Annotated in this window: 18 protein-coding genes; 11 read left to right on the top strand and 7 right to left on the bottom strand. The window is 52.7% G+C overall.

Features of this window, described 5'->3' with window-relative positions; all coding sequences use genetic code 11:
* Positions 1-58 precede the first annotated feature (58 nt).
* Entirely contained in the window at positions 59-1,180 is a 1,122-nt protein-coding gene (locus ACLJPE_RS06990) for a PQQ-dependent sugar dehydrogenase (RefSeq protein ID WP_039513055.1), read from the top strand.
* On the opposite strand, the gene ACLJPE_RS06985 is transcribed toward ACLJPE_RS06990, so the two are convergent.
* Positions 1,177-1,803: a glutathione S-transferase family protein gene (locus ACLJPE_RS06985; RefSeq protein ID WP_039513058.1), complete on the bottom strand. Its 627-nt coding sequence runs from the start codon at positions 1,801-1,803 to the stop codon at positions 1,177-1,179. The two genes, ACLJPE_RS06990 and ACLJPE_RS06985, sit on opposite strands and share 4 nt — an antisense overlap.
* Positions 1,804-2,046: 243 nt before the next feature.
* Here ACLJPE_RS06985 and dacC point away from each other — a divergent pair, with 243 nt between their 5' ends.
* Positions 2,047-3,249, top strand: coding sequence for a serine-type D-Ala-D-Ala carboxypeptidase (dacC, locus tag ACLJPE_RS06980; protein ID WP_000195712.1), 1,203 nt, complete (start codon positions 2,047-2,049; stop codon positions 3,247-3,249).
* Positions 3,250-3,293: 44 nt separating this feature from the next.
* Here dacC and deoR read toward each other — a convergent pair whose 3' ends face one another.
* Positions 3,294-4,052 (bottom strand): DNA-binding transcriptional repressor DeoR, encoded by a 759-nt coding sequence (gene deoR, locus ACLJPE_RS06975; protein ID WP_000450103.1) that lies wholly within the window; start codon positions 4,050-4,052, stop codon positions 3,294-3,296.
* Between the two features lie 71 nt (positions 4,053-4,123).
* Entirely contained in the window at positions 4,124-4,732 is a 609-nt protein-coding gene (gene ybjG, locus ACLJPE_RS06970) for an undecaprenyl-diphosphate phosphatase (RefSeq protein ID WP_001531378.1), read from the bottom strand.
* A gap of 312 nt (positions 4,733-5,044) precedes the next feature.
* Here ybjG and ACLJPE_RS06965 point away from each other — a divergent pair, with 312 nt between their 5' ends.
* Complete coding sequence (locus tag ACLJPE_RS06965; protein WP_001181284.1) at positions 5,045-6,277, top strand: MFS transporter; 1,233 nt, start codon at positions 5,045-5,047, stop codon at positions 6,275-6,277.
* 53 nt (positions 6,278-6,330) lie between these two features.
* Here the strand turns inward: ACLJPE_RS06965 and ACLJPE_RS06960 are convergent, their stop codons facing one another.
* A complete protein-coding gene (locus tag ACLJPE_RS06960) occupies positions 6,331-7,146 on the bottom strand; it encodes a Cof-type HAD-IIB family hydrolase (RefSeq protein WP_000023542.1) in 816 nt (271 codons plus the stop codon).
* Positions 7,143-8,354, bottom strand: coding sequence for an MFS transporter (locus ACLJPE_RS06955; protein WP_039513062.1), 1,212 nt, complete (start codon positions 8,352-8,354; stop codon positions 7,143-7,145). Before ACLJPE_RS06955 ends, ACLJPE_RS06960 begins: the two co-directional genes overlap by 4 nt.
* A gap of 167 nt (positions 8,355-8,521) precedes the next feature.
* Between ACLJPE_RS06955 and ACLJPE_RS06950 the strand changes: the two genes are divergently transcribed.
* Positions 8,522-9,142 (top strand): TetR/AcrR family transcriptional regulator, encoded by a 621-nt coding sequence (locus ACLJPE_RS06950; RefSeq protein WP_000661873.1) that lies wholly within the window; start codon positions 8,522-8,524, stop codon positions 9,140-9,142.
* A gap of 116 nt (positions 9,143-9,258) precedes the next feature.
* Here ACLJPE_RS06950 and ACLJPE_RS06945 read toward each other — a convergent pair whose 3' ends face one another.
* Complete coding sequence (locus tag ACLJPE_RS06945) at positions 9,259-10,944, bottom strand: aspartate:alanine antiporter (RefSeq protein ID WP_001024853.1); 1,686 nt, start codon at positions 10,942-10,944, stop codon at positions 9,259-9,261.
* A 270-nt stretch (positions 10,945-11,214) separates the two neighbouring features.
* Here ACLJPE_RS06945 and ACLJPE_RS06940 point away from each other — a divergent pair, with 270 nt between their 5' ends.
* Entirely contained in the window at positions 11,215-11,592 is a 378-nt protein-coding gene (locus tag ACLJPE_RS06940) for an inner membrane protein YbjM (RefSeq protein ID WP_000680849.1), read from the top strand.
* 31 nt (positions 11,593-11,623) lie between these two features.
* On the opposite strand, the gene ACLJPE_RS06935 is transcribed toward ACLJPE_RS06940, so the two are convergent.
* Positions 11,624-11,887, bottom strand: coding sequence for a GrxA family glutaredoxin (locus ACLJPE_RS06935; RefSeq protein ID WP_000495513.1), 264 nt, complete (start codon positions 11,885-11,887; stop codon positions 11,624-11,626).
* A gap of 169 nt (positions 11,888-12,056) precedes the next feature.
* Here ACLJPE_RS06935 and ACLJPE_RS06930 point away from each other — a divergent pair, with 169 nt between their 5' ends.
* The 6 genes from ACLJPE_RS06930 to potG all read left to right on the top strand — a co-directional run bounded on the left by ACLJPE_RS06930 (position 12,057) and on the right by potG (position 17,267).
* Positions 12,057-12,347: a YbjC family protein gene (locus ACLJPE_RS06930; protein ID WP_001259137.1), complete on the top strand. Its 291-nt coding sequence runs from the start codon at positions 12,057-12,059 to the stop codon at positions 12,345-12,347.
* The gene (gene nfsA, locus ACLJPE_RS06925) at positions 12,331-13,053 is read left to right on the top strand and encodes a nitroreductase NfsA (protein ID WP_000075300.1); all 723 of its coding nucleotides are present in this window, start codon (positions 12,331-12,333) and stop codon (positions 13,051-13,053) included. Before ACLJPE_RS06930 ends, nfsA begins: the two co-directional genes overlap by 17 nt.
* A 57-nt stretch (positions 13,054-13,110) precedes the next feature.
* Positions 13,111-14,013, top strand: a complete 903-nt coding sequence (gene rimK / locus ACLJPE_RS06920) for a 30S ribosomal protein S6--L-glutamate ligase (RefSeq protein ID WP_000684366.1) — start codon at positions 13,111-13,113, stop codon at positions 14,011-14,013.
* A gap of 95 nt (positions 14,014-14,108) precedes the next feature.
* On the top strand, positions 14,109-14,585 hold the full coding sequence (locus tag ACLJPE_RS06915; RefSeq protein WP_000624810.1) for a YbjN domain-containing protein: 477 nt from the start codon (positions 14,109-14,111) through the stop codon (positions 14,583-14,585).
* Positions 14,586-14,933: 348 nt separating this feature from the next.
* Positions 14,934-16,046 carry a spermidine/putrescine ABC transporter substrate-binding protein PotF gene (gene potF, locus ACLJPE_RS06910; protein ID WP_000125769.1) on the top strand — a complete coding sequence of 371 codons (1,113 nt, stop codon included), beginning with the start codon at positions 14,934-14,936 and terminating at the stop codon, positions 16,044-16,046.
* 87 nt (positions 16,047-16,133) lie between these two features.
* On the top strand, positions 16,134-17,267 hold the full coding sequence (gene potG / locus ACLJPE_RS06905) for a putrescine ABC transporter ATP-binding subunit PotG (RefSeq protein ID WP_001000698.1): 1,134 nt from the start codon (positions 16,134-16,136) through the stop codon (positions 17,265-17,267).
* Positions 17,268-17,270: the final 3 nt, after the last annotated feature.

Genomic DNA, 17,270 nt, shown 5'->3' with positions numbered 1-17,270 from the left:
AAACCCGACCTCTTGCGATGCTGACTACGCTTTAACGCAGAGCCCTGAAGGAGGCGGTATGCGTCGAATACTTCTCGCGATAGTTTCATTCTCTCTTTTCTCTTCATGGGCGAACGCCAATCTTGCGCCGGTGAACGTTGAGGTGCTGCAAACCCGACTCGATCACCCGTGGTCGCTGGCTTTTTTGCCGGATAACCGTGGGATGCTCATTACCCTGAAAGGGGGACAACTGCGCCACTGGCAGACGGGGAAGGGACTTTCCGATCCGCTGGCTGGCGTACCGAAAGTGTGGGCAAACGGGCAGGGAGGTTTGCTGGACGTCGTGCTGGCGCCTGACTTTGCCCAGTCGCGCCGCGTCTGGCTGAGCTATGCTGAACCTGACCGCGAAGGAAATGCCGGTACGGCAGTCGGTTTTGGACGGCTGAGCGACGATCTTCAGCGTCTGGAGCATTTTCGTACCGTGTTTCGCCAGATGCCTAAGCTGTCTACCGGCAACCATTTCGGCGGACGTATGGTATTCGATGCGCAAGGATCTCTTTTTATTGCCCTGGGTGAAAATAACCAGCGCGCTACCGCGCAGGATTTGGATAAATTACAGGGTAAGCTGGTGCGCCTGACCGGGCAGGGCGAAATTCCGCCGGATAATCCGTTTGTGCATCAGGCGGGCGCGCGTCCGGAAATCTGGTCTTACGGTATTCGTAATCCGCAGGGGCTGGCCATCAATCCCTGGAGCGGCGCGCTATGGCTGCATGAACACGGTCCGCGCGGCGGCGATGAAATTAACATCCCGGAAAAAGGCAAAAATTATGGCTGGCCGCTGGCCACATGGGGCGTCAACTATAGTGGTCTGAAAGTGCCGGAAGCCAAAGGTGAAATTGTCGAGGGAACGGAGCAACCGGTTTACTACTGGAAGGATTCTCCGGCGATCAGCGGGATGGCTTTTTATGCCAGCGACGTTTTTGCGCCGTGGCGGCACAAACTGTTTATCGGCGCGCTAAAAGATAAAGAGGTCATTGTGATGCGCGTCGATGGCAATACGGTGACGGAAGAAGGCCGTATTCTGGGTGACAGAAAGCAGCGTATTCGGGATGTGCGTGTCGGACCTGACGGCTACTTATATGTGTTAACCGATGAGTCCGACGGGCAGTTACTCAAGGTAAGTCCTGCAGCCACGCGTTAGGTCACCGGGATCATCACCACTTTGCGAAAAGCAGGGCGCTCGGTAAGCTGTTGATACCAGCGTTCCAGATTCGGGCGCGGCGTCCATTTCAGACCCACGTTCAGCAGGTTATAGACGAAAGGCGCAATAGCGATATCGCCGGTGCCAAAGTTATCCCCGGAGAACCACGACTGGTGGGCCAGCGCATCATCAAGCAGCGCAAACAGGCTGTCACACTTTTCGATACCGGCTTCAATTGCCGCCTGGTCGCGTTTTTCCGGCGGGGTTCTGACCAGTCCCATCAGGATCACGCGGTGCGCCGGGCTTAACGTTTGATTCGCCCAGTCCATCCATTTTTCGCCCTCCGCACGCCGCGCCGGATTATCAACCCATAGCCGGTTCTGGCCGTATTGCGCCGCCAGATAGCGGACAATGGCATTGGATTCCCATAATAACAGGTCGGTTTCATCATCTTTAAGCAGCGGCACCAGCCCATTAGGATTCATCGCCAGATAGTCGGCATCCTGGTTAACGCCGTATTTTCCGCCTGCCAGAATTTGATCGTATGGCAGTTCCAGCTCTTCAAGCGTCCACAACACTTTTTTAACATTAGTCGAGTTGTTCCGGCCCCACAGCGTAATCATATTAACCCCTTCTGTTTTATCAGGATGATGACAGTAATCGGCCTACCGTGAGATAAACCTAACATTTACACAATGGTCTGTAAAAAAATCGTTATGAAGGAAGCGTAACGGGATGTTATTGCATAAACTTTAAAAACTTTACCAAGTTACGGTTTCTTTAACGTCGTGAGTGCGTTATTACTCACCGCACTTATTACACGGTGGTGTGACGTGTGTTTTTGGAATGGATACTCGGGTGGTACTATGACGCAATACGCTTCTTCCCTTCGTAGCCTCGCGGCAGGTTCGGTTCTCTTATTCCTTTTCGCTTCGCCTGTAAAGGCAGAGGAACAAACGATCGCGCCGCCGGGCGTTGATGCGCGAGCCTGGATCTTAATGGATTACGCCAGCGGTAAAGTACTGGCGGAAGGCAACGCCGATGAGAAACTTGACCCTGCCAGTTTGACAAAAATTATGACCAGCTACGTGGTGGGCCAGGCGCTGAAGGCAGGGAAAATCAAGTTGACCGATATGGTAACGGTGGGCAAAGATGCCTGGGCGACGGGGAACCCGGCGCTACGTGGGTCGTCGGTGATGTTTCTGAAGCCAGGCGATCAGGTGTCGGTGGCGGATCTTAATAAAGGCATCATCATTCAGTCAGGTAATGATGCCTGTATCGCGCTTGCCGACTACGTCGCCGGAAGCCAGGAGTCCTTTATCGGCCTGATGAACGCCTATGCGAAACGACTGGGATTAACGAATACAACCTTCCAGACGGTACACGGTCTTGATGCGCCAGGGCAGTTCAGTACCGCTCGCGATATGGCGTTGCTCGGCAAGGCCTTGATTCACGATGTGCCTGACGAATACGCCATTCATAAAGAGAAAGAATTTACTTTTAATAATATTCGTCAACCGAACCGCAACCGCCTGTTGTGGAGCACCAATCTGCATGTCGACGGCATGAAAACGGGGACAACGGCTGGCGCAGGGTATAACCTTGTCGCCTCCGCCACCCAGGGCGATATGCGCCTGATCTCTGTCGTGCTGGGGGCGAAAACAGACCGTATTCGTTTTAATGAGTCAGAAAAACTGCTGACCTGGGGTTTCCGTTTCTTTGAAACGGTCACGCCGATTAAACCTGACGCGACATTCGTGACGCAACGGGTCTGGTTTGGCGATAAGCGTGAGGTCAATTTGGGGGCGGGCGATGCGGGGTCTGTGACGATTCCGCGTGGGCAGCTTAAAAACCTGAAGGCCAGCTTTACGTTGAACGAACCACAGCTCACGGCGCCGTTGAAGAAAGGGCAGGTTGTCGGCACCATCGATTTCCAGCTTAACGGAAAATCCATTGAGCAACGCCCGTTAATGGTGATGGAAAACGTCGAGGAGGGGGGATTTTTCAGCCGGATGTGGGATTTTGTGCTGATGAAACTCCATCAGTGGTTTGGCAGTTGGTTCTCGTAAAATAACCCCGTTGCCGGGTGTGCGTCGCATCCGGCAACGGGCGGTTAATACATCAGAGTAATTTGTTGCGCTTTAGCGTAGGCCACAAAGGCCTCATCGGGACGGCGGTCGCTGATAATCGTATCAAAGCGTGATAGTTCCCCCATCCGCGCCGGACGTACCTTGCCGAATTTACTGTGATCCACCACCAGTACATGGCACTGTGCCATTGTCATTGCCCAATGTTTTACCGGCAGCTCTTCCAGATTAAAGCAGGTAGCGCCTTTACTGGTATGAACGCCGGCGGCGGAATAAAACGCGATATCCGGACAAATATTGTTTAACGTTTCATGGAAATCAAGCGGTTTGAAAATGGCGTTGCTGGCGTGAAACTCCCCGCCGCTGAGGATGGCGCGGCAATGGGGTTTGTCCTGCAGCGCCAGGAAGGTATTAAGTGAATAGCACACCGCCGTAAAGGGAAGGTCATTATCAATGGCTTCAATGATCCACGGCGTGGTGGTGCCACAGTCAATAAATACCGTCTGATGCGCTTGTACCAGGCCCGCAGCCAACTGAGCGGCTCGGCGTTTTTCTTCCACCAGACGAGATTTTTGATCGCTTAACAGATAATGACTGGCGCTGCGGGGCTCCAGTACGATATAGCCGCCCAGCAACACGACAGGCGCGCTTTTATGGTTCAGGTCGCGACGAATGGTCATTTCAGAGACGCCCAACAGGGTCGCGGCTTCTTTAAGGTGAAGTTTATCGCTGCGTTTTAAGGCCTGCAGCAATTGACCAATACGCTCGTCGCGTCGCGTTTCCATAGTTCCCCTGGAGAGTTAAATAAGCGCTCCGCACCATACAGAGCGCTTAATATTACTCTTTTTTTCGCTGTTTAGTCACGTACCCAGCCTTTTCGAATGGGCAACGCGAAACAGAAACGGTAACAACGTTGCAGCGCCTGGTAGAGCGGCGCGCCGTACCATTGCCAGATCAGCTGTGCGCTCAGGCAGCCAAGCATCGCTACCAGCAGCGCGCCAATCATATCTAACGGCCAGTGTACGCCGAGATAGACGCGCGACCAGGCGATGGTAATAGCTATCGCCATCATCACGATGCCTGACCAGAGGCGGTGCCAGAACAAAAACGCCAGCGCAAAGGTAAAAATCACCGTACCGTGATCGCTGGGGAACGAGTCATCGGCGGCATGATGCAGGAAGTTATAGCCGATATGATCGACAAACGGACGGTCGTGTGGGAAAAGGTGTCCCATTGTCCAGGAGACCGCCAGACTGATAATCAGCGCGATGCCGATTTTAACGATCAGCTGACGCTGGGCGCAGACCCGATCGCGGGGACCCCACAGCCAGAGTACCACGGCTAAGAGCGGGACGATGTTGATGACATCTTTGGCGATAAAGATAGCGAGCGAAATTGTCCACTGCGCGGAATCAGGCGTGGCGTTAATAAAATAAAACAGCGAGTTGTTAAGGTTTTCCAGCATAACATCCAGGCTCGGAGCAATGAAATCAAAAGGGATAGCCAGCTCATCCCCGTGCAAACTGAGCATAAATGCAGCGTAACAGGGAGGAAAAGCAGTATTGTCTTATTTGGCGGCAACATGAAGAGATTTAAGACAATGGCATAAAATAATGTCGATGATAACGGCGCAAACTTAAATTAACCTTAAAGTACGCAAGCGCTAAGTGGCTTTCTGTAAAAATGTGCGCTATTTCCCTTGCAGCCTCATAATTCGCTATCTCAGTTCCCCGACTTTCATTACACTCTGCGCGGTTTTTATTGGCGAAGAGATGGTATGCAGAATCGTTTACAATCAGGCGGCAGGCTGGGACGTCAGGCGTTGCTTTTTCCTCTCTGTCTGGTGCTGTACGAATTTTCTACTTATATTGGCAACGACATGATCCAGCCGGGTATGCTGGCGGTGGTTGAGCAGTATCAGGCGGGCCTGGACTGGGTTCCGACATCCATGACCGCTTATCTGGCGGGCGGTATGTTCTTACAGTGGCTGCTTGGCCCGTTGTCTGACCGGATTGGCCGTCGTCCCGTGATGCTGGCGGGCGTCGTGTGGTTTATTGTCACCTGCCTGGCGACGTTACTGGCGAAAAACATCGAACAATTTACCTTCCTGCGTTTTTTGCAAGGGATTAGCCTGTGTTTTATCGGCGCTGTAGGGTATGCCGCGATTCAGGAATCCTTTGAGGAGGCGGTGTGTATAAAAATTACCGCGCTGATGGCGAACGTGGCGTTAATCGCGCCGCTACTGGGACCACTGGTTGGGGCGGCATGGGTGCATGTTCTGCCGTGGGAGGGGATGTTTATTTTATTTGCCGCACTGGCCGCTATCGCCTTTTTCGGGCTACAGCGCGCAATGCCGGAGACCGCCACGCGGCGGGGCGAAACGTTGTCATTTAAGGCGCTGGGCCGGGATTATCGGCTGGTGATAAAAAACCGGCGGTTCGTCGCAGGGGCGTTAGCGCTGGGATTTGTCAGCCTGCCGCTGTTGGCCTGGATTGCGCAGTCGCCAATTATCATCATTAGCGGCGAACAGCTCAGCAGCTATGAATATGGTCTGCTACAGGTGCCCGTTTTTGGCGCGCTCATTGCCGGTAATCTGGTGTTGGCGCGTTTAACCTCCCGACGTACGGTTCGCTCGCTGATCGTGATGGGCGGCTGGCCTATCGTCGCGGGGCTGATCATCGCCGCGGCGGCGACGGTGGTTTCATCCCATGCTTATTTATGGATGACGGCGGGATTAAGCGTATACGCTTTTGGCATTGGGCTGGCGAATGCCGGACTGGTGCGTTTGACGCTCTTTTCCAGCGATATGAGTAAAGGAACGGTCTCGGCGGCGATGGGAATGCTACAAATGCTGATTTTTACCGTTGGCATTGAAGTAAGTAAACACGCCTGGTTAAGCGGCGGCAATGGGCTATTTAGCCTGTTTAATCTGGCAAACGGTATTCTTTGGCTACTGCTGATGCTGGTCTTCTTAAAAGATAAGCGGACGGGGAATTTGCAAACAGTCTGAGAGAGCGGCTACGCCTGATAAGCTTTCTGTTATCAGGCATAGAGAGGCATCCGCTAGACGTTGAACGGCGGCTCGTTGTTTAATACGCTGTCGATAATATCCAACACGCCTTCCTGGTTGTTCGATCCGGCGCGGTATTTCGCCGCCGCCGCGACCGCTTCGCTGGCGTGCGACATGGCAAAACTAAACCCGGCCTGACGCAGCATCTCAATATCGTTGCCGCCGTCGCCGAAGACCACCACTTCACTATCATGAATGCCCCAGCGCTGCTGTAACAGACGCAGGCCGTTGGCTTTATGCACGCCGGGAATTATTAAATCAATACTGCCATAGCCGGTATGAACAGGGACCATGATATCGCCAATGGCGTCGTGCAGCGCCGCCTGTACTTCCGGTATCCGTTCATCGGTAATATTAAGGCCGAATTTGAAAAAGACATCGTTGATATTATTAAAATTATCCACAAACTCCAGACGATGATAATACATTGCCGCAACGGCTTTTAACGCATCGTTATACCGTTTCAGCGTGTAGGCGCTGTTTTTTCCACAGGCGATAATCTCCACATCGGCGCGTGTGAGCAGGTGTTCGACAACCGTCTGGAAGTCGGCTTTTGTCAGCTCGCCGTTAAAAATATCCTCTCCTTCGCTGACCACCCAGCCGCCGTTTTCCGCGACAAAAGCGATTTCGTGCGCAATTTCCGGAAAGAAGGAGATTAACTGGTAATACTGGTTGCCGCTGGCCACGACAAAGCGAATGCCTTGCCGCTTCATGTGTTGGTACTGCGCCATAAACCGGTCACGGTTATAGGTTTTTTGATCGCTCAGAAAAGTGCCGTCCATGTCGACGGCGATTAATTTGATACTCATGCGTTATGCTCCATCACCGGTTGCGGAGTCGATACAGGTTTGGCGACGGCCTTCGCCACCAGCGCCGCCAGAATAACCAGCGCCAGCACAACCATCATGGCGCTGCGTAATCCATAGTACTCTCCCAGATAGCCCAACAGCGGCGGCCCGACCAAAAACGCCAGATAGCCGGTCGTGGCGACAACGCTCACGCGCGTCGGCGCGTCGGGACCGGTATCGCTGGCGGCGGAAATGGTCAGCGGGAAGCCGAGCGAAGCGCCTAAGCCCCAAAGAATGACCGAGACGCCGGCAACCCAGTCGCTATCGACAAAAATAATCAGACCAATGCCCAGCGCTCCCATCAACGCGCTGGCGCGAACAACCGTCACCCGGCTATAGCGGTCAATAAACCAGCCGCCGGTAAAGCGGCCAACGGTCATACCTAGCGTGAAACCGGCGTAGATCAGAGAGCCGGAGGTTGGGCTAAAACCGTGTCCGTCTACCATCAGTAGCGGCAGCCAGTCATTCGCAGAGCCTTCGGCGAATGCCATTGCCAGCACCACCACGCCAATAAGCAAAAGCTGGATGTCCCGATAAAAAGGTAATCCTTTTTCCTGAAGGTGAGCATCTTCCGATGCGTTTTTACCCGTACCGTCAGGGATCGCCCGAATGGCGATAAAAATGGGCGCGATCGCCACGGCAGCCGCGAGGATGATATGGATGTTAGCCGGGACGCTTAATGCGGTTAACGCCATGCCGACACCAGCGCCCGCCAGCGTGCCGAAACTGTAGAAACCATGCATCATCGGCAGAACGGTTTTATTCAGCTCGCGTTCGACCGCCGCGCCTTCGACATTAATCGCCACTTCGGCGGCGCCAAAACTGGCGCCGAAAACGGCTAATCCAAGGGCAAAAATCAGCGGCGAGGCGCACCACAGCGCGACGCTAAGAATAACCATCCCGGTTACTGCGCAGGTCATCGTTGTGCGAATAACCTTTCGGGTGCCAAATCGTTTCACCAGCCAGGCGGAACAAAGAATACCGCTCATTGAACCGATAGAAAGCCCGAATAAGACCGCCCCCATTTCCGCGGTAGAGACGGAAAGAATATCCCGAATAGCAGGCGTTCGGGTTGCCCAGGAGGCCATCAGCAGTCCGGGTAAAAAGAAGAACATAAACAGCGCCCAGGTACGGCGTTTTAAGGCGTTACGTGAGGAGAGGACGGTCATAGCGTCAGGCCAGAAAATAGAAGCGAGAGGTAAACATTAGCAAGCTTGTGTACATTTGTACATATCGTCGTCATACTTCGTTGTGCAGACAGTTTTTACTGTCTATTTTTTCAGCGTAAGCGGCAGGTTACTATAGCCTGCATCCTGAATGAGATGTGGAACTCATCATGAAAGAAAATGCCGTAAGACGCGCCAATGATCCTAAGCGACGGGAAAAAATAATTCAGGCCACACTGGAAGCGGTAAAGACCTATGGCGTTCATGCCGTGACGCACCGGAAAATCGCCGCTATTGCTCAGGTGCCGCTTGGCTCGATGACCTACTATTTTGCCGGTATGGATGCGTTATTGAGTGAAGCTTTTACACTTTTCACCGAGAACATGTCGCGTCAATACCAGGACTTTTTTGCGCAGGTGACGGATGCGGAGGGGGCGTGCCAGGCGATAACGGAAATGATTTACGGCTCGCAGGTTACGACGCCGGATAATATGGCGTTAATGTATCAGTTATATGCCTATGCCAGCGATAAGCCAGCGTTAAAAATAGTCATGCAAAACTGGATGCAGCGTAGCCAGAATACGCTGGCGCAGTGGTTTGACGCACAGACCGCCCGCGCGCTGGATGCGTTTATCGAGGGGATGACGCTGCATTTTGTAACGGATCGAACGCCGCTGGCGCGTGAAGCGATTTTACAGATGGTAAAGCGAATCGCCGGAGAGTCAATGTCGTGTCACTCTGCGTCAGGCAACAAAAAACCCACCAACCTTGAACCGAAATGGCGGGGTTGATGGGCTCCACAAAATGGGGACATCAAAGAAAAGCAGTGGCAATAGGTATGACTGATGCTTTAACGAAAAGTTCGACCTATTGGCAAAATTTTTTCACTTAAAGGCAAACTTCAGTTTTATCCTAACCCCGGCCAGATGATGACAATAAGCGTCCCCGCCAGCGTTAGCAGAACGTTGGCGATGGCGTAAGTCCCCGCATAACCCAGCGCTGGAATATTGCTGCGCGCCGTATCGCTAATGATTTCCATCGCCGGGGCGCAGGTACGCGCGCCCATCATGGCGCCAAACAGCAGCGCCCGGTTCATGCGCAGCACATAAGCGCCAAACAAGAAGCAGATCACCACCGGTACCAGGCTGACGACAAGCCCGGCGATCAGCATTTGTCCGCCGACCGCGCCCAGACCGTTGCTGATGCCGCTGCCGGCGCTTAAACCAACGCCGGCCATAAATACCATCAAGCCGAATTCTTTCACCATGTTAAGCGCGCCCTGCGGAATATAACCAAAGGTAGGATGGTTAGCGCGCAGGAAACCGAGCATGATCCCGGCGAACAGCAATCCGGCCGCGTTGCCGATGCCGAAACTAAAATTGCTGAACTGGAAGGTAATCATCCCGATCATTAACCCGATGATAAAAAAAGCGCAGAAGGCGAGCAGGTCCGTCACCTGGCTATGGATCGAAATAAAACCAATGCGATCGGCGATGGTTTTTACGCGTCTGGCGTCGCCGCTCACCTGTAACACATCGCCTTTATTCAGCACGACGTTATCGTCGATAGGCATTTCGATCTGGCTGCGGATGACGCGGTTAAGGAAACAGCCATGATCGGTCAGCTTGAGCTGAGCGAGGCGGCGACCGACCGCATTGTGGTTTTTCACCACAATTTCTTCCGTCACGATGCGCATATCAAGCAGATCGCGATCAAACACTTCCTTACCATTACGGAAGCTGGGATCGAGCCTGGCGTGCGCGTCCGGATAGCCGACCAGCGCAATCTCATCGCCCATTTGCAGCACCGCATCGCCATCCGGGTTCGCCAGAATACCGTTACGGCGAATACGTTCGATATAGCAGCCTGTCTGACGGTAAATACCCAGCTCGCGCAGGTTTTTGCCGTCAGTCCAGGCCACCAACTCCGGGCCAACCCGATAGGCGCGGATAACCGGCAAATAAACTTTGCGATTAGCATCGGTATCCAGACCGCGCTCGCGAGCAATTTGCTGGGCGCTGGTTTGCAAATCCTGATGCTGTAGTTTAGGCAAGTAGCGCGCGCCCACGATCAGACTGACTAGCCCAATCAGATAGGTCAGGGCATAACCCAGGCTCAGATTATCAAGAGCGGAGGAAAGTTGGGTGCTGGCGATGCCGGAATGTCGCAGGGTATCGCCTGCGCCAACCAGCACGGGCGTGGATGTCATTGAGCCGGCCAGCATACCGGCCGTCAGGCCGATATCCCAGCCGAATAGCTTACCAAGGCCTAAGGCGATTAGCAGAGCGCTACCGACCATGACCAGGGCAAGCATCAGATAATTTTTACCGTCGCGAAAAAAAATCGAAAAAAAGTTGGGGCCAGCCTCGACGCCGACACAAAAAATAAACAGCATAAATCCCAGATTTAGCGCGTCGGTGTTAATACTAAAGTGTTGCTGCCCTAATAATAGAGAGACCACTAAAACGCCAATGGAATTACCAAGTTGGACTGAACCCAGACGTAACTTGCCAAGACACAGGCCAAGAGCCAGGACCACAAATAATAACAGGATGTAATTCCCATTTAACAAATCTGCGACGTTTATATTCACGGAGACTAACTTCTTGTTTACGAGTAAGCTGTTGAAAGAAATGGTAATTTACGCTACTGTTTTTATCATGAATTAAGGGTGCAATCGTATTGCATACAGCATCCAAATAAAAACAACACAACAATATATCCTGCTAGTTTAATCTTATTGCGTACTAACGGCTATAAGAATCGTGCAGGTGTGTTTTTGGCATGGAATGCCACATGACTTTATCTGACTGGATGCCTCACGGCGGAAAGCGTGTTCGATAGAGAGTGTCAGGAGGAACGATTGAAACATAAACACGGGTGGGCAAGCGTTGTCTGCTGCTTTGTACTCTTTATTGTGGTGTGTCTTTCATTAACTATGCATGTACAAGGCGCTTTTCGCGCGGCAGGGCATCCTGAGATTGGACTGTTATTTTTTACGTTGCCTGGTGCGGTGGCCAGTTTTTGTTCTCACCGACGCGAGGTGATCCGACCGCTGATCGGGGCGATGCTGGCGGCGCCGTTTTGCCTGGTGTTAATGCGCGTGGTATTTATGCCTACCCGATCGTTTTGGCAAGAACTGGCGTGGTTATTTAGCGCCGTATTCTGGTGTGCGTTAGGCGCGCTCTGTTATTTGTTTATTAGCAGCCTGTTTAGCCACCGGCGAAAAAAACGCCAATAGCGCCCTCCGGTAGAGGGCGTTGCTAGGGCAATCAGGCGAAAAGATTCAGATTTTCTTTTGCCCATGCTTCAAAATCCGTACAGCCGCCGATATGTTTTTGATCGACAAAAATCTGCGGTACGGTTTCTACAGGTTTACCTACGGTTTTTTCCAAATCCGCTTTAGTAATGCCTTCGGCATGGATATCAATATAGCGGTAGTTGAAATCGTCGCGTTCTTTGCTCAGTTTTTCCGCCAACTCTTTTGCACGCACGCAATAAGGGCACCCTGGGCGGCCAAAAATAACAGTAAACATATCTCTCCTCGAACATAAAGCCAGACGGCGAACAGGTGTTATCATGCCGCGATTTACGGCAGATGAAAAGCAGGTTACGCCTGTTCCTTTGATAACCCAGGGCTATATCTGTTAAGCACGCCGGACCAGAACGTTCTACACTGTGCGTCAGTTAACCGGGAGGCTTGATATGCGCACGATTGGCGTGTTACCCAAAAGCGTACTGATACTGGAATACCTCGGTATGATTTTGCTGGCGCTTGCTCTGCTATCGCTTAATCATTACCTTACGCTGCCCGCGCCGTTCAATACGCCGCTGGCTGGCGTATTGATGGTTTTCCTGGGCGTCGTGTTGATCCTCCCCGCCGCGGTGGCGATGATGTGGCGTATTGCGCAGTTACTGGCGCCGCAGTTGATGAAACGTCCACCCGACATTTCTTCCCGTTCAGATAGAGAAAAGCATAATGAGTCCGACCATTGAACTTCTTTGTGGCCATCGTTCTATTCGCCATTTCACCGATGAACCCGTGACTGACGCGCAGCGAGAGGCCATTATTGCCGCCGCGCGCAGCACGTCCAGTTCCAGTTTTTTACAGTGCAGCTCTATTATCCGTATTACCGATCGGGCGCTGCGCGAGGCGTTAGTGCCCCTGACGGGCGGGCAAAAGCATGTGGCGCAGGCCGCTGAGTTCTGGGTATTTTGCGCCGATTTTAATCGTCATTTGCAGATCTGCCCTGACGCGCAGTTGGGGCTTGCCGAACAACTGCTGCTCGGTGTCGTCGATACGGCGATGATGGGGCAAAATGCGCTGACGGCGGCGGAATCACTGGGGTTAGGCGGCGTGTATATCGGCGGTATTCGTAACAATATTGAATCTGTTACCGAACTGTTAAAATTGCCGAAGCATGTATTGCCGCTCTTTGGCCTGTGTTTGGGATGGCCTGCGGATAATCCGGATCTGAAACCGCGCCTGCCTGCAGAGCTTGTGGTTCATGAGAACCAGTATCAACCGCTTGATGAAAAGCTGCTGGCGCGCTATGACGAGCAGTTGGCTGAGTATTATCTGACCCGAGGCAGTAATACGCGACGCGATACCTGGAGCGATCATATCCGTCGCACCCTGATTAAAGAAAATCGCCCATTTATCCTTGAATATTTGCATAAACAGGGCTGGGCGACGCGCTAAAACCTGCGGGCCAGTGTATGATACGCGGGCTTTTCAGGGTTTTCAGCGAGGTGCAGGGTGAAAATTGCCATATTGTCCAGGGATGGAACGCTCTATTCTTGCAAACGTCTGCGTGAAGCGGCGATGCGGCGCGGCCATCTGGTCGAGATACTCGATCCTCTTTCCTGCTATATGAATATTAATCCGGCTGCGTCGTCGATCCATTACAAGGGGCGTCGTCTGCCCCATTATGACGCCGTTATTCCCCGTATTGGTTCGGCCATTACCTTTTATGGTACCGCTGCGCTACGTCAGTTTGAGCTACTGGGTAGCTATCCGCTGAATGAATCCGTCGCCATTACCCGCGCGCGCGATAAGCTGCGATCGCTACAACTTCTGGCGCGCCAGGGGATCGATCTTCCCATTACCGGGATCGCCCATTCGCCGGATGACACCAGCGATCTTATTAAGATGGTTGGCGGGGCGCCGCTGGTCGTGAAGCTGGTAGAAGGCACGCAAGGGATCGGCGTGGTATTGGCGGAGACGCGTCAGGCTGCTGAAAGCGTTATTGATGCGTTTCGGGGGCTGAATGCCCATATTTTGGTTCAGGAATACATTGCCGAAGCTAAAGGATGCGATATTCGTTGTCTGGTCGTCGGCAATGAGGTTGTGGCGGCGATTGAGCGGTGCGCGAAAGCCGGTGATTTTCGCTCCAATCTTCATCGTGGCGGGGTGGCCAGCATCGCGACGATCACGCCCCGTGAACGGGATATCGCCATCAAAGCCGCACAGACGCTGGGGCTGGATGTGGCGGGTGTCGATATTTTACGCGCCGCGCGCGGGCCGCTGGTGATGGAGGTGAATGCCTCGCCGGGACTGGAAGGTATCGAAAAGACTACGGGCGTGGATATCGCGGGGCGAATGATTCAGTGGATAGAACGTCACGCTACGCCTGAATTTTGCCTTAAAATCGGCGGCTAATCGCAATCGTGGATTCCGCCGTAGTACGAAGCACGCTTTTTGCGTAAGCTGTGCCGGTAATTTTTCATCGTCATCGTAAGAGGTAGCACATTATTATGATATCACTGGTCGTTCCCACTCTGGATACGTTGCGTCAATGGCTCGACGACCTGGGCATGAATTTCTTCGAATGTGATACCTGCCAGGCGCTGCATTTGCCGCATATGCAGAATTTTGACGGCGTCTACGATGCTAAAATCGATTTGGTGGACAACACCATTCTTTTTTCCGCGATGGCGGAGGTCAGGCCTTCCGCGTTGCTGCCGCTGGCGGCCGATCTCTCTGCTATCAACGCCAGTTCGTTGACGGTAAAAGCCTTTCTCGATATGCAGGATGATAATCTGCCAAAACTGGTTGTGTGCCAGTCTTTATCCGTTATGCAAGGCGTCACCTACGAACAGTTCGAATGGTTTGTTCGCCAAAGTGAAGAGCAGATTTCTATGGTGATCCTTGAGGCCGGGGCGCATCAGCTTCTGTTTAACGCGGAAGAAGACGCGCAAAAAACCAGCGCGGTTGACCATTTTCTTCACTGATCCCTCCCGATAATCAGGCAGTCGCTGCCAGCGCGGCTGCTGTTTACGTTTTTTTATGCTGCTGTTAACCTTTATTTAAAGAATTATTCACCTCCTTTCTGACCATTTCGCTTTATCACATAGACAAAACCTGCATAAAAAATTGATAAAAGGCGTTTTTTAATCTGGGCTATAGCCTCAAACCTTAGCTAAAGTTATTCTTGCGAAGCTTCTATAGCGAGCTTGATGGCAGGGAGGGCGACCTCTCTTCTTCATTTGTATCAAATGAAAAGGTATGCACATTTCAGGCATGTTTTAAACCACGCCTAATGGGTTCATTTGTTAACGGATTTCAGAAGGAAAGCGATGATGACCGCCTTAAAGAAAAAATGGCTATCGGGTCTGGTTGCGGGTGCTCTGATGGTCGTCTCTGTCGGCACGCTCGCTGCCGAACAAAAAACGCTGCACATTTATAACTGGTCAGATTATATCGCGCCGGACACGGTGGCGAACTTTGAAAAAGAGACCGGGATTAACGTTATCTATGATGTCTTTGACTCTAACGAAGTGCTGGAAGGCAAGTTAATGGCAGGCAGCACCGGGTTCGATCTGGTGGTGCCATCGGCCAGTTTTCTTGAGCGCCAGCTCACCGCGGGCGTTTTTCAGCCGCTGGATAAAAGCAAACTTCCCGGCTGGAAAAACCTCGATCCTGAACTGCTGAAACTGGTAGCGAAGCACGATCCTGACAACAAATACGCCATGCCCTATATGTGGGCCACGACGGGCATTGGTTATAACGTTGATAAAGTGAAAGCGGTGCTGGGGGATGATGCGCCAGTGAATAGCTGGGATTTAGTCCTCAAGCCGGAAAATCTGGAGAAGCTAAAAAGCTGCGGCGTCTCTTTCCTTGATGCGCCTGAAGAAATTTTTGCCACCGTGCTGAACTATCTGGGTAAAGATCCGAATAGCAGCAAAGCGGATGACTACACCGGCCCGGCAACCGATCTGTTGTTGAAGCTACGGCCAAACATTCGCTATTTCCACTCCTCGCAATACATTAACGATCTGGCTAATGGCGATACCTGTGTGGCCATCGGCTGGGCGGGCGATGTCTGGCAGGCCGCTAACCGGGCGAAAGAGGCGAAAAATGGCGTCAATATCTCTTTCTCGATCCCCAAAGAGGGGGCAATGGCATTTTTTGATGTGTTTGCCATGCCGGCTGACGCCAAAAATAAAGACGAGGCCTACCAGTTCCTTAATTATCTGTTGCGCCCTGATGTGATTGCCCATATTTCCGATCACGTTTTCTACGCCAATGCGAATAAAGAGGCGACGGCGCTGGTCAGCCAGCAGGTGCGCGATAACCCGGGAATTTATCCGCCGGCGGATGTGCGGGCCAAGTTGTTTACCCTGAAAGTGCAGGAGCCGAAGATTGATCGCGTCCGCACCCGCGCATGGACGAAGGTGAAAAGCGGTAAGTAATTTATTAACGGTATGGCCTGATAAGCGTGCGCTATCGGGCATTCCACCGTTTGTATCGTTTGATTGTGTTATGCCGGAGAGCGCCTTGTGAATGATGTCCCCCACCGCCCGCAGGTGAAAACCCGTAAAGCGCTGACGCCGCTTCTGGAAATTCGCAACCTGACGAAGTCATTCGACGGGCAACATGCTGTCGATGATGTCAGTCTGACTATCTATAAAGGCGAGATTTTTGCCCTGCTGGGCGCGTCAGGTTGTGGAAAATCGACTCTGCTACGGATGCTGGCAGGTTTTGAACCGCCGAGCAGCGGGCAAATTATGCTCGACGGCGTCGATCTGGCGCATGTTCCGCCGTATCAGCGTCCAATTAATATGATGTTTCAGTCCTATGCGTTGTTTCCGCATATGACGGTAGAGCAGAACATCGCTTTTGGTCTGAAGCAGGACAAACTGCCGAAGGCGGAGATTACCAGCCGCGTCAATGAGATGCTGGGTCTGGTGCACATGCAGGAGTTTGCGAAACGTAAGCCGCATCAGCTTTCCGGCGGTCAGCGTCAGCGCGTGGCCCTGGCTCGCAGCCTGGCGAAACGTCCTAAGCTGCTCTTGTTGGATGAACCGATGGGCGCGCTGGATAAAAAATTACGCGACCGGATGCAGCTTGAAGTGGTGGATATCCTTGAGCGCGTCGGCGTGACCTGCGTCATGGTGACGCACGATCAGGAAGAAGCGATGACGATGGCGGGGCGCATTGCCATCATGAACCGTGGAAAATTTGTGCAAATTGGCGAACCGGAGGAGATTTACGAGCATCCGACGACCCGCTACAGCGCCGAATTTATCGGATCGGTAAATGTTTTTGAGGGCTTACTGAAAGCGCGTGAAGAGGACGGTCTGGTCATTGACGCGCCCGGTTTGGTTCATCCGTTAAAAGTCGATGCAGATGCCTCTGTCGTTGATAATGTGCCGGTATATGTGGCGCTACGTCCGGAAAAAATCATGCTGTGTGAGTCGCCGCCTGCCGATGGCTATAATTTCGCCGTCGGCGAAGTGGCGCATATTGCGTATCTCGGCGATCTGTCTATTTATCATGTGCGGCTAAAAAGCGGGCAGATGATCAGCGCTCAACTGCAGAATGCGCACCGTTACCGGAAAGGGTTACCGACCTGGGGCGATGAAGTGCGTTTGTGCTGGGAAGCGGATAGCTGCGTGGTCCTGACGGTATAAGGG

Source organism: Salmonella sp. SAL04196 (genome assembly GCF_046550835.1).
Taxonomy (GTDB): domain Bacteria; phylum Pseudomonadota; class Gammaproteobacteria; order Enterobacterales; family Enterobacteriaceae; genus Salmonella; species Salmonella enterica.
Note: the sequence above shows the minus strand (reverse complement) of the source record. Positions and strands in the feature narration are given on the sequence as shown.